We start from the raw sequence: 11,772 nt of genomic DNA, 5'->3' as shown, positions 1-11,772 counted from the left end.
GGCGTCGATCGCGGCGAGGTGCGCTGGGAACTGATCGGGCGGCACAACGTCATGAATGCACTCGCCGCGATCGACGCCGCCGACGAGGACACGGAACGCCGAACCGTCGGCATCGACGAGACGCGCCTGCCAGTCGCCGCTGTCCATGCCGAATCGCGTGACCGGCGTCCAGCAACCCTGCGCGAGTACCTGTTCGAGATGCGCGTCCTCGGCATTGACGATGAGACGGCCGCCCGCGGGAACGGTACGCACGAGATGATGGAACTGACGCTGGATCGCGGCGACATCGGGAAAGATGTCGGCGTGATCGAACTCGAGGTTGTTGAGGACCGCGATGCGCGGCCGGTAGTGCACGAACTTCGAACGCTTGTCGAAGAACGCCGTGTCGTATTCGTCGGCCTCGATGACGAACGCGTCGCCGCGCCCGAGGCGCGCGGATACGTCGAAATTCTGCGGCACGCCGCCGACGAGAAACCCCGGCTCGCGTCCGCAGGCGTCGAGGATCCAGGCCAGCATCGCCGTGGTCGTGGTCTTTCCGTGCGTACCCGCGACGGCGAATACCTGACGTCCGCGCAACACCTGCTCGCCGAGCCACTGCGGACCGGAAACATAAGCCAACCCCGCATCGAGCATATGTTCTATCGCGGCATTGCCACGCGACAGCGCGTTGCCGACGACGACGAGACCGGGCGCCGGTTCCAGATGCGCGGCGCTGTAGCCGGCCTTGAGCCCGATGCCGAGCGCTTCGAGCTGTGTACTCATCGGCGGATAGACGTTCTGGTCGGAACCTTCGACGTCATGACCAAGCTCGCGCGCCAGCGCGGCGACACCGCCCATGAACGTGCCGCAGATACCAAGGATGTGCAGCCGCATGCCGTCAGGTTCCTTCGGCAACGCCGAACAGCGCGCCAAGCATGATGTTGCTTGCGAAGAACATCGCGAAATAGATGAGAAACGCGGCGAAAGGACGGATCTCGAGCGCCTGGCGCAGCACGTGGACGTCGACGAGGATGCGCCAGATTCCGATGACGACGAACAGCAGCACCGCGGCGGCGACTCCGCCGTTCATCACCGCGGCCATGTCGTCGGGTGTCGAGTTCTGCTTGGCGGCGACGCGCAGTGCCGGTTCGATGAGCGGCAGCAGCGGCAGTGTGATGGCCGTGAACACGAGGTCCACGAACAGGCTCGCCGTCGCCGTCTGCACGAAGCGGGCTTGTCGCTGCAGCACATGAAGCAGCAGATACAACAGCCCGAGGCCGAGGCCCAGCGCAGCGGCGACACGCACGAACAGATCCTGCTGCGTCGGCAGGAGCAACACGCCGGCCATCTGCGAAACGAGCAGGCCCGCAAGCGCCGCCATCGTCAGCAGCGCTGGCGAGTACGGCAAGTCCTGCGGACCGCGCCGCAGGAGCAGGATGTCGCGAAGAATCGCCAGCAAGGAAGGCATCACGGATCCGAGACGCTCGCGGAGAATGACACCATCGCCGCAGCCGGACGCGACTGCGCCGAAACGCGGGTCGTGGCGATCAAGCCGCCTGTCGCGGCAGTGCCGACAGGATGCGCTGATAGACCTCGCGCAACTCGCCGACGCCGTCGAGAACGGTGAGTCGGCCCTTGCGCTCATAGAAACCGGCGACCGGCGCGGTCTGCTCGGCATAGACGCGCAGTCGTTCGCGCACCGTTTCCGGCGTGTCGTCCTTGCGGTTTTCCTGCGCCGCACGGCCGGCGAGACGTTCGACGATCAGTTCGTTCGGAACCACGAGCTGCAGCGCGACGTCGACGGGTTGCTGCAGGCGATCGAGCAGTTTTTCCAGCGCTTCGCACTGGGACAGGTTGCGCGGATAACCATCGAGGATGAAACCGGCACGCGCGTCGGGCTGCGACAGGCGTTCCTCGATCATGCCGAGCATGATGTCGTCGGAAACGAGCTGGCCCGCGTCCATCACGGCCTTGGCCTTGAGGCCGAGCGGCGTGCCGGCCTTCACGGCGGCGCGCAGCAAGTCGCCGGTGGAAATGTGCGGAATGTTGAGTTCCTTCTTCAACTCACTCGCCTGGGTGCCCTTGCCCGAACCGGGCGCCCCGAGTAGCACGATACGCATGGATGGATGATTCCTGGAGAGGCCGCGACGGACCGGGCCTAGGTTAGACTCTGGCGTGAACGCTAGCGGGCGCCACCCGGTTAGTCAAACCGCGCCGGACCCGCCGCCGCCGCCGACATCGCGCGCCGGCCCGCTGTCCCGCCGTATCCGCCATCGCGCCACTTCGTGGCCGTCAAGGAGTCCTCGATGCCTCAAGGCAAGCTGCTCTACGCCCAGTCCGGCGGTGTCACCGCCGTCATCAACGCCACCGCCGCCGCCGTCATCGAGACCGCGCGCGCTCACGGCGTGCCCGTGCTCGCCGGGCGCAACGGCATCATCGGCGTGCTGCGCGAAGAACTCATCGACACGCGCAAGGAAAGCGCCGCCGCGATTGCGGCATTACGCCACACCCCCGGCGGCGCATTCGGTTCCTGTCGCTTCAAGCTGAAATCGCTGGAACAGAGCCGCGCGCAGTACGAACGGCTGATCGACGTGCTGCGCGCCCACGACATCCGCTATTTCCTCTACAACGGCGGAAACGACTCGGCCGACACCTCGCACAAGATCTCGCAGGTTGCGCAGGCGCTGGGCTATCCGCTGACCTGCATCGGCGTGCCGAAGACCGTCGACAACGATCTGGCCGTCACCGACTGCTGCCCGGGCTTCGGCTCGGTCGCGAAATACACGGCGCTGTCGATCCTTGAAGCGGGCTACGACGTCGAGTCGATGGCCGAGTCCTCGACCAAAGTCTTCATCATGGAAGTGATGGGCCGCCATGCGGGCTGGATCGCCGCCGCGGCCGGCCTCGCCGGCACCACGGCCGACGAACCGCCGCACCTGATCCTGTTCCCGGAGATCACCTTCGACGAGGAAGCGTTCCTGGCCAAGGTCAAGGCAACGGTCGAGCGCGTCGGCTACTGCGCCGTCGTCGCCTCGGAGGGCCTCAAGAACGCCGCCGGCGAATTTCTCGCCGAAGCGGGCACGCGCGACGCGTTCGGGCACAGCCAGCTCGGCGGCCTCGCGCCGGTGCTCGCCCAGCTCGTCAAGAGCAAGCTCGGCTACAAGTACCATTGGGCTCTTCCGGACTATCTGCAGCGTTCGGCGCGCCACATCGCGTCGCAGACCGACTTCGAGCACGCCGGCGCCGTCGGCAAGGCGGCCGTCGAATACGCGCTCGCCGGCAAGAACGCGACGATGCCCGTCATCAAGCGCACGTCGGATGCGCCGTATCGCTGGAAGATCGAAGCCGCACCGCTCGCCAAAGTCGCGAACCACGAAAAGAAATTGCCGAAGAATTTCATCCGCAAGGACGGCTATGGCATCACGGAGGCAGCGCGGCGCTATCTGGAGCCGCTGATCCGCGGCGAAGCCTATCCACCGTATGCAAAGAACGGACTGCCGAAGTACGCGCGGCTGAAGAAGGTGCTCGTCGCGAAAAAATTGCCCGACTACCAGATCGCCGACAAATAATCGGCATCTTCACCGCCGCCGGCCCCTTGCCGGCGGCGGCGGCGCGCTCAGCTCGGATTGCCGAACCGGTTCGGTCCGGGCGAGCCGGGCATGAAGCCGTTGAAGACCAAAGCGATCAGGGCGCCGACGGCCGGCACCAGGCCGATCAGGATCCACCATGCGGATTTATCCACATCGTGCCAGCGCTTGGCATGGATCGCGAGCGCCGGCCAGATGATCGCAAGGCCGGCGACGGCAACGAGTATGCCGCCAAGGCCGGTACCCCCCTGTGGATTGCTGAAGTCGGTCGTCATGAACATGACGCCGCCGAGAATGCAGAACAACACGATCACGGCGACCGTGAAACCCCAGTACACGCCGCGACCGATGCGACCGTCGAACGAAAACAGCAGCTGCCCCCAGTTCATACCGACCTCCCGTTGAGTGATAGATGCCGGACGAAGCGATTCGCCGGCCGTCGCCGCCGCCGTCGATGCGACGGGCAGCGGGATCAACGCAGGGAACGCGTGCCGGAGGCCACAGCGAACAGCCGCGTATGCGCGAATTCGAGGCCGGCGTCGCGGCGCTATTGCAGCGCAAAAAACACGAGTGCGATCCGTGGCTATACTCGGCCAGTAGGTCTGCTGTACTTCCGCTTGAGTGTGCCGTCAGGTTCGTCGGCCCGGGGGACGGGGCGACGATCGGGGTGAGTGCGTGTCCGGAAGCCGACCGTCCCTGCTCGCGCGGACGTCGGAGGTCATTGCCAGCCGGACTCTTCCATCGCCCGCTGCCGGCCCGTTCGGGTACTTCGGTGCATGTTTTGGACGGGAGGGTTCGATGCTGCAACAGTACGGTTTGTGGATTGCCCTGGCGTGTGCGGTCTTGGCCATCGCCTACGGCGGATGGTCGATCAGCTGGATTCTGGCCAAGCCGGCCGGAAACGAACGCATGCAGGAAATCGCGGCGGCGATCCAGCAAGGGGCACGCGCTTATCTGAATCGGCAATACACGACCATCGGTGTGGTCGGTGTCGTGCTGTTCGTCATCATGGGCTTCACCCTGCACTGGGCGACGGCGATCGCCTTTGCCCTCGGTGCCGTCCTGTCGGGATTGGCCGGCTACATCGGCATGAACATCTCGGTGCGCGCGAACGTGCGCACGGCGGAAGCCGCGCGCAGCGGCATCGCCGCCGCGCTCGACGTCGCCTTCCGCGGCGGCGCCATCACCGGCATGCTGGTTGTCGGCCTCGGCCTGCTCGGCGTGGCCGGTTACTACGCCGTGCTGTTGAAACTCGGCTACAGCGTGAACGACGCACTGCATGCGCTCGTGGGCCTCGCGTTCGGCTCGTCGCTGATCTCGATCTTCGCGCGCCTCGGCGGCGGCATCTTCACGAAGGGTGCGGACGTCGGCGCCGACCTCGTCGGCAAGGTCGAAGCGGGCATTCCCGAAGACGATCCGCGCAACCCTGCCGTGATCGCGGACAACGTCGGCGACAACGTCGGCGACTGCGCCGGCATGGCCGCCGACCTGTTCGAAACCTACGCCGTGACCATGATCGCGACGATGCTGCTCGGCGGCATCATGGCGTCGAAGATCGGCATCGATGCGGCAACTGCGGCAATGTATCCGCTGCTGCTCGGCGGCGTTTCGATCATCGCGTCGATCATCGGCACGTTCTTCGTGAAGACGAAACCCGGCGCGAAGATCATGAACGCGCTCTACGCGGGCGTCATCGTCTCCGGCGTGCTCGCGGCGATCGCGTTCTATCCGATCACGACGGCATTCATGGCGACCGCGGTCGCCGGCCCGATGAAGATCTACGGCTGCGCGCTGATCGGCCTTGCGCTGACCGCCGCCATGGTCGTCATCACCGAGTACTACACGGCGACCGAGTACGGTCCGGTGCGTCATGTGGCGAAGGCATCGACGACGGGCCATGCGACCAACATCATCGCCGGCATCGGCGTCTCGATGCGCTCGTGCGGCTGGCCGGTCGTCGCGGTCTGCGCGTCGATCTGGGGCGCGTTCTACCTCGGCGGCCTCTACGGCATCGCGGTGGCCGCCACCTCGATGCTGTCGATGACCGGCATGATCGTCGCGCTCGACGCGTACGGTCCGATCACCGACAACGCCGGCGGCATCGCGGAAATGAGCGAACTGCCGCCGGAAGTCCGCGCCGTGACCGATCCGCTCGACGCGGTAGGCAACACCACCAAGGCCGTGACCAAGGGCTATGCGATCGGTTCGGCCGGCCTCGCCGCGCTCGTTCTGTTCGCCGACTACACGCACAACCTCGAAGCAGCCGGCAAGGTGGTCAGCTTCGACCTGTCGAACCACATGGTCATCATCGGCCTGTTCCTCGGGGGCCTGATTCCCTACCTGTTCGGCGCCATGGCGATGGAAGCCGTCGGCCGCTCCGCCAGTGCCGTCGTCGAGGAAGTGCGCCGCCAGTTCCGCGAGATTCCGGGCATCATGGAAGGCCGCGCGAAACCCGACTATTCCCGTGCGGTCGACATGCTGACGAAGGCTGCGATCAAGGAAATGATGATTCCGTCGCTGCTGCCCGTCGGCGTACCGATCGTCGTCGCGTTCCTGCTCGGCCCACAGGCCCTCGGCGGTCTCCTGATCGGCACGATCGTGACCGGCCTGTTCGTCGCGATCTCGATGACGACGGGCGGCGGCGCCTGGGACAACGCCAAGAAGTACATCGAGGACGGCCATCACGGCGGGAAGGGGTCGGACGCGCACAAGGCAGCCGTAACCGGCGACACCGTCGGCGACCCGTATAAGGACACGGCCGGCCCCGCGGTCAATCCGTTGATCAAGATCATCAACATCGTCGCGCTGCTGCTCGTGCCGTTGCTGGTGAAATTCGGCAGCTGACGCCCGGCAACGACGCTTGAAACAGAGCCCCGCTCCGGCGGGGCTCTTTCGTTTCAGGACGCCGGCGACGCGGCGATTTGGTGCGTCGCACAAGGGTTTTGCCGTATCCTTCGCGCCCTTCTGCCCCGCCCCGGGGCCTCATCCTGGAAACTGCAATGGGTCTGGACCTCGTCCCCACCGGCAAAGACGTGCCGAACGAAATCAATGTCATCATCGAGATTCCCAAGGACGCGGAACCGGTCAAGTACGAAGTCGACAAGGCCAGCGGCGCGATCTTCGTCGACCGCGTGCTGTCGACCCCGATGCGGTATCCCTGCAACTACGGCTATGTCCCGCACACGCTCGGCGGCGACGGCGATCCGCTCGACGCCCTCGTGATCCTGCCGCTGCCGCTCGTTCCCGGCGCCGTGATCCGCTGCCGCCCGGTCGGCGTGCTGCGCATGACCGACGAAGCCGGCAACGACGAGAAGCTCGTCGTGGTCCCTGTCTCGAAGGTGTTCGCCGGCTATGCGCACATCGAGGACATCAAGCAGGTCTCGGCGCACTGGCTCGAACGCATCGGCCACTTCTTCGAGCACTACAAGGATCTCGAGAAGGGCAAGTGGGTCAAGGTCGACGGCTGGGACGGCGCCGATGGCGCGAAGAAGGACGTCCTCGACGGCGTGGCGCGCTACGAGGCCGACAAAGCCAACGGCTGATCCTCGGCATTTGCAGCGACAATAAAAAGGCGGCCCGGAGGCCGCCTTTTTATTGTCGAACCCTTGCGCGGGCCGGTCAGCCGCGTTCGAGCAGCGTCATGAGGTCGATGATCGCGGCATTCGCGCGCGACACGTAGTTCGCCATGACCAGCGAATGATTGGCGAAGAAGCCGAACGGCGAGCCGTTGAGAATGACCGGACTGCCGAGTCCTTTCTGTGCTTCTTCCAGTTCGCGCACGACCTGCTGCAGGCTGACCTGCGCGTTCTTGTCGCGCAGCACCGGCCCGAAGTCGCGCTGCAGCGCATGCAACTGCTGCAGCAGCGCCCAGGTGTAGCCGCGCGACTCGTAGAACACGTCGTCGATCTGCGTCCATGGCGTCTGAACCATGCGCGGACCGGCACCGGGCGTCGACTGCTGCGCGTTGCGATCGCCCGCGAGATCGGTATCGAGGCGCACCTGACCCACGCTCGCCGACAGGCGCTGCGACAGTGAACCGAGACGGCTCGATACGACGCGCAGATAACTCGTGAGATTGTCGGCGCGCGCATAGAACTGCGCGTCGCTCTGGTCGGCGTCGGCCAGGCGCACGAGGTAGCTGTTCAAATGCGACGCGGCCTTGCGGTACTGACCCTCCGAACTCGGGAACAGCCAGCGGTCGTTCGGGCTGGACAGCAGCGGCTCGGCCTCCATGAGATCGCGATCCTCCGCGCTCTGCGTCTGCGAGCGGCTGAAGTCGCTGCGCAGGAAGCGGCTCAGGTCGCGGCTCGCGCTGAGCACGCCAAATTCCCAGTTCGGCACGTTGTCCATGAACGCGCCCGGCGGAAAAAGGTCGTTGCTCAGATAGCCGCCGCGCTTGTCGAGCAGGGTCTCGATGCTCGCGATCAGCGTCGCCGTCGTCACGCTGCCGACGACCACCGGCTGGCTGACCGCCTGCGCGCGCCGGTCTGCCTCGCGCTGCACGTCGAGCGATGACGGCTCGTAGTCCCACCACCACATCAGCGCAAGCAGCGCCAGCACGAGGATCAGCACGAGCGTGCCGACGGCGCCGAACCAGGGCATCCGTTTGCGCGTCGCGATCAGCGGTTCGGTCGAACTCATGGGCGTCATCCAGGGGGTGATGACGGATTCTTGGGGTAGGCCCGCGTGCGATCAAGTGCGAGCAACTGCGACGGGCGCACTGGCGCCGCGGCACGACGCCGCTATGATCCGCCGCCGGGGGGCCAGACGGCCCGGGAGGAGAGTCCATGAATACCATCACCGCGCGCCTCGGCGCGCTGCGGTCGCGCGCGTGCGCGTTGCTGCTGCTCGGCCTGCCGTCGCTCGCCGGCGCGGCCACGTTCAACGTCACGAGCACGGCCGACGGAGGAACCGGCAGCCTGCGCGACGCGATCGACCAGGCCAACCGCACGGCCGGCGCCGACACGATCACATTCGGCAGCAGCGTCACAGGAATCATCGCGCTGACCGGCGGCGCCATCGACATCATCGACGATCTGCGCATCACCGGCCCCGGCGCAACGCGCCTGAGCCTCAGCGGCAACAACGTCTCGCGCGTCTTCCGCATCGATCCGACGACACCCGAAGCCGTCATCGCCGTCGACATCACGGGACTCTCTTTCATCAACGGCGCGTCGGCCGACGAGGGCGGAGCGCTCTTTGCCGATGACTGCGACCTGACAATCAGCAACAGTGTATTTCGCAACAACACCGCACAGCGCGGCGGCGGGCTCTACGTCTTTCCGACGACGTCGACCACGCTGACGCTGCGCCATACTCGCTTCGAAGCGAATACGGCGACGGCCGACGGCGGCGGCTTCGGCGCGCAGGACATCGACAACGTCGTCCTCGACAACGTCGTCGCCGTCGACAACACGGCGAGCCGCAGCGGCGGCGGCGGTTATCTGCGCGCGGTCGGCGTCACCGTGTCGCTCAGTGATTTCAGCGACAACACCTCGAGCACGCTGCCGCCGAACCAGACCGGCATCACGGGCGGCGGCGGCCTGCGCATCGACGGCTCCAAGGCCACGGCAACCGCAAGCATCACGGCGACGCGATTCGTCGGCAACACGGCGCAACTCGGCCAGGGCGGCGCGCTGTGGCTCAGCGCACAGCAGCCGCAAGTCCTGCCGATCATTGCGGCCGTGTCGCTCGAGCGCGTGCAGATCACCGGCAATGCGGCGAATCTGACCGGCGGAGGCATCTCGGCCGCGTTCGTGAACACGACGCTCTCGTCGAGCAGCCTGGCGAACAACACCGCGCAGCAATCCGGCGGAGGCATCGCCTATCAGGACGGCGGCGCGCTGCAGCTCGCCAATACGACACTTGCCGGCAACTCGAGCGCGCTTGCGAACGGCGGCGGCATCTACAGCGCGGCGGAAACGAGCCTTGCGATCGTCTCCGGCACGATCGCGGGCAACAGCGCGGCGAACGGCGGCGGCATCCTGCGCACCGGCGGCGGTGCAACGCTGCGCAACACGATCGTTGCGAACAACAACGCACCGACCGCGCCGGACCTCCATGGATCATTTGCGCCAAACTATACCCTGGTAAAAAACGCCGGCGGCGCGACGCTGGCCGCCGGCAGCGGCAACATCGTCAACGGCACCGACCCGCTGCTCGGCACGCTCGCGATGAACGGCGGAACGACGCTGAGCCTGCTGCCCGGCGTCGGCAGCCTTGCGCTCAATGCGGGCGATCCGGCCGGTACGGGTCTGGCACCCACCGATCAGCGAGGTCTCGCGCGCATTGCAGCGGGCCGCGTGGACATCGGTGCGGTCGAACGCCAGTCGCCCGAAGACACGATCTTCCGCTACGGCTTCTGAAGAGCGCGACCGCGACGGCGTCGGACATCGACGCCGTCGCGGCTGCGCTCAGGCTTCGCGATAGAGCTGCGCGCCGCTGTCGCGGAACTCCTTCGCCTTTTCCTGCATGCCCTCGGCCAGCGCGTCGCTCTCGCTGACACCTTTCTCCGCCGCGTAGTCGCGCACGTCCTGCGTGATCTTCATCGAACAGAAGTGCGGGCCGCACATTGAACAGAAGTGCGCGACCTTGTGCGCGTCCTTCGGCAGCGTCTCGTCGTGGAACTCCTGCGCCTTCTCGGGATCGAGACCGAGGTTGAACTGGTCCTGCCAGCGGAATTCGAAGCGCGCCTTCGACAGCGCGTTGTCGCGCGCCTGCGCGCCGGGATGCCCCTTTGCGAGATCGGCCGCATGTGCGGCGATCTTGTAGGCGATGATGCCGTCGCGCACATCCTGCTTGTTCGGCAGACCGAGGTGCTCCTTCGGCGTCACGTAGCAGAGCATCGCCGTACCGAACCAGCCGATCATCGCCGCGCCGATCGCGCTCGTGATGTGGTCGTAGCCCGGCGCGATATCGGTGGTCAGCGGTCCGAGCGTGTAGAACGGCGCTTCGCTGCAGACACGCAGCTGCCGCTCCATGTTTTCCTTGATGAGCTGCATGGGCACGTGGCCCGGCCCCTCGATCATGGTCTGCACGTCGTGCTTCCACGCGACATGCGTCAGTTCGCCGAGCGTGTCGAGTTCGGCGAACTGCGCGGCATCGTTCGCATCGGCGATTGATCCGGGACGCAAGCCGTCGCCGAGCGAGAATGCGACGTCGTAGGCCTTCATGATTTCGCAGATTTCCTCGAAGTGCGTATAGAGGAAATTTTCGCGGTGGTGCGCGAGGCACCATTTGGCCAGGATGGAACCGCCGCGGCTGACGATGCCCGTTACGCGCCTGGCCGTGAGCGGGACGTGCGCGAGCCGAACGCCCGCGTGGATCGTGAAATAGTCCACGCCCTGCTCGGCCTGCTCGATCAGCGTGTCGCGGAAGATGTCCCAGGTCAGCTCTTCTGCCTTGCCGTCTACCTTCTCCAGCGCCTGGTAGATCGGCACGGTACCGATCGGCACCGGCGAGTTGCGCAGGATCCACTCGCGCGTCTCGTGGATGTGTTTGCCGGTGGACAGATCCATGACCGTGTCGCCGCCCCAGCGGATCGACCAGACCATTTTTTCCACTTCGTCCGCGATCGACGAAGTCACCGCCGAATTACCGATGTTCGCGTTGATCTTGGTCAGGAAGTTGCGGCCGATGATCATCGGCTCGGATTCGGGATGATTGATGTTGTTCGGGATGATCGCGCGGCCGCGCGCGACTTCGTCGCGCACGAATTCCGGCGTGATGAGTTTCGGCAACGCGGCGCCGAAACTCTCGCCCGCATGCTGCACGCGCAGGTGCGCTTCGAGCGCTTCGATGCGCTGGTTCTCGCGCAGCGCAATGAATTCCATTTCCGGCGTGACGATGCCTTTGCGCGCATAGTGCATCTGGGTCACGTTCGCTCCGGCCTTCGCGCGCAGCGGACGGCGCAGGTTCGGAAATCGCACGGCATCCAGGCGGCGGTCCGCTTCGCGCTTGCGACCGAATTCCGACGACAGCCCGGCAAGCTGTTCGACATCGCCGCGCTCGGCGATCCAGCGCGCACGCAGCGCCGGCAGCCCGGCACTCAGATCGATGCGGTAGTCCGGATCGGTATAGGGACCAGAAGTGTCGTAGACCGTGACCGGCGCATTCTTTTCGGCGCCGAACACGAGCGGCGTGTCGGCGAGCGCGATCTCGCGCAGCGGTACGCGCAGATCGTCACGGCTGCCGGTAACGTGGATCT

At 65.9% G+C, this 11,772-nt stretch carries 10 protein-coding genes; 4 read left to right on the top strand and 6 right to left on the bottom strand.

What is annotated here, in order from left to right:
• From mpl to VLF18_RS03885, 3 genes are all read right to left on the bottom strand, one after another.
• A partial coding sequence (gene mpl / locus VLF18_RS03895; RefSeq protein WP_325278310.1) for a UDP-N-acetylmuramate:L-alanyl-gamma-D-glutamyl-meso-diaminopimelate ligase occupies window positions 1–873 on the bottom strand: 873 nt, incomplete at its 3' end.
• 4 nt (window positions 874–877) lie between these two features.
• A complete protein-coding gene (locus VLF18_RS03890) occupies window positions 878–1,447 on the bottom strand; it encodes a hypothetical protein (RefSeq protein WP_325278309.1) in 570 nt (189 codons plus the stop codon).
• 79 nt (window positions 1,448–1,526) lie between these two features.
• Entirely contained in the window at window positions 1,527–2,099 is a 573-nt protein-coding gene (locus VLF18_RS03885; protein ID WP_325278308.1) for an adenylate kinase, read from the bottom strand.
• Between the two features lie 186 nt (window positions 2,100–2,285).
• On the opposite strand from VLF18_RS03885, the gene VLF18_RS03880 reads away from it, so the two are divergent.
• Complete coding sequence (locus VLF18_RS03880; protein WP_325278307.1) at window positions 2,286–3,548, top strand: 6-phosphofructokinase; 1,263 nt, start codon at window positions 2,286–2,288, stop codon at window positions 3,546–3,548.
• A 47-nt stretch (window positions 3,549–3,595) separates the two neighbouring features.
• Here the strand turns inward: VLF18_RS03880 and VLF18_RS03875 are convergent, their stop codons facing one another.
• A complete protein-coding gene (locus tag VLF18_RS03875; RefSeq protein ID WP_325278306.1) occupies window positions 3,596–3,955 on the bottom strand; it encodes a DUF805 domain-containing protein in 360 nt (119 codons plus the stop codon).
• A gap of 409 nt (window positions 3,956–4,364) precedes the next feature.
• Between VLF18_RS03875 and VLF18_RS03870 the strand changes: the two genes are divergently transcribed.
• Both VLF18_RS03870 and ppa read left to right on the top strand, forming a co-directional pair.
• Entirely contained in the window at window positions 4,365–6,410 is a 2,046-nt protein-coding gene (locus VLF18_RS03870; RefSeq protein ID WP_325278305.1) for a sodium-translocating pyrophosphatase, read from the top strand.
• Window positions 6,411–6,565: 155 nt separating this feature from the next.
• A complete protein-coding gene (gene ppa / locus VLF18_RS03865) occupies window positions 6,566–7,108 on the top strand; it encodes an inorganic diphosphatase (RefSeq protein WP_325278304.1) in 543 nt (180 codons plus the stop codon).
• A gap of 76 nt (window positions 7,109–7,184) precedes the next feature.
• Here ppa and VLF18_RS03860 read toward each other — a convergent pair whose 3' ends face one another.
• Complete coding sequence (locus VLF18_RS03860; RefSeq protein ID WP_325278303.1) at window positions 7,185–8,207, bottom strand: DUF2333 family protein; 1,023 nt, start codon at window positions 8,205–8,207, stop codon at window positions 7,185–7,187.
• 146 nt (window positions 8,208–8,353) lie between these two features.
• Between VLF18_RS03860 and VLF18_RS03855 the strand changes: the two genes are divergently transcribed.
• On the top strand, window positions 8,354–9,931 hold the full coding sequence (locus VLF18_RS03855; protein ID WP_325278302.1) for a choice-of-anchor Q domain-containing protein: 1,578 nt from the start codon (window positions 8,354–8,356) through the stop codon (window positions 9,929–9,931).
• A 48-nt stretch (window positions 9,932–9,979) separates the two neighbouring features.
• Here VLF18_RS03855 and thiC read toward each other — a convergent pair.
• The coding region (gene thiC / locus VLF18_RS03850) for a phosphomethylpyrimidine synthase ThiC (protein WP_325278301.1) at window positions 9,980–11,772 on the bottom strand (1,793 nt) is incomplete at its 5' end.

It is taken from the genome of Tahibacter sp., assembly GCF_035481375.1.
Lineage (GTDB): Bacteria > Pseudomonadota > Gammaproteobacteria > Xanthomonadales > Rhodanobacteraceae > Tahibacter.
The sequence above is the reverse complement of the archived record's forward strand: the minus strand, read 5'-3'. Positions and strand labels throughout refer to the sequence as shown.

Excerpts from the sequence above, each read along its gene's own strand:
- VLF18_RS03890 (WP_325278309.1), bottom strand. The coding sequence starts at position 1,447 with ATGCCTTCCTTGCTGGCGATTCTTCGCGACATCCTGCTCCTGCGGCGC.
- VLF18_RS03885 (WP_325278308.1), bottom strand. The coding sequence starts at position 2,099 with ATGCGTATCGTGCTACTCGGGGCGCCCGGTTCGGGCAAGGGCACCCAG.
- VLF18_RS03880 (WP_325278307.1), top strand. The coding sequence starts at position 2,286 with ATGCCTCAAGGCAAGCTGCTCTACGCCCAGTCCGGCGGTGTCACCGCC.
- VLF18_RS03875 (WP_325278306.1), bottom strand. The coding sequence starts at position 3,955 with ATGAACTGGGGGCAGCTGCTGTTTTCGTTCGACGGTCGCATCGGTCGC.
- VLF18_RS03870 (WP_325278305.1), top strand. The coding sequence starts at position 4,365 with ATGCTGCAACAGTACGGTTTGTGGATTGCCCTGGCGTGTGCGGTCTTG.
- ppa (WP_325278304.1), top strand. The coding sequence starts at position 6,566 with ATGGGTCTGGACCTCGTCCCCACCGGCAAAGACGTGCCGAACGAAATC.
- VLF18_RS03860 (WP_325278303.1), bottom strand. The coding sequence starts at position 8,207 with ATGAGTTCGACCGAACCGCTGATCGCGACGCGCAAACGGATGCCCTGG.
- VLF18_RS03855 (WP_325278302.1), top strand. The coding sequence starts at position 8,354 with ATGAATACCATCACCGCGCGCCTCGGCGCGCTGCGGTCGCGCGCGTGC.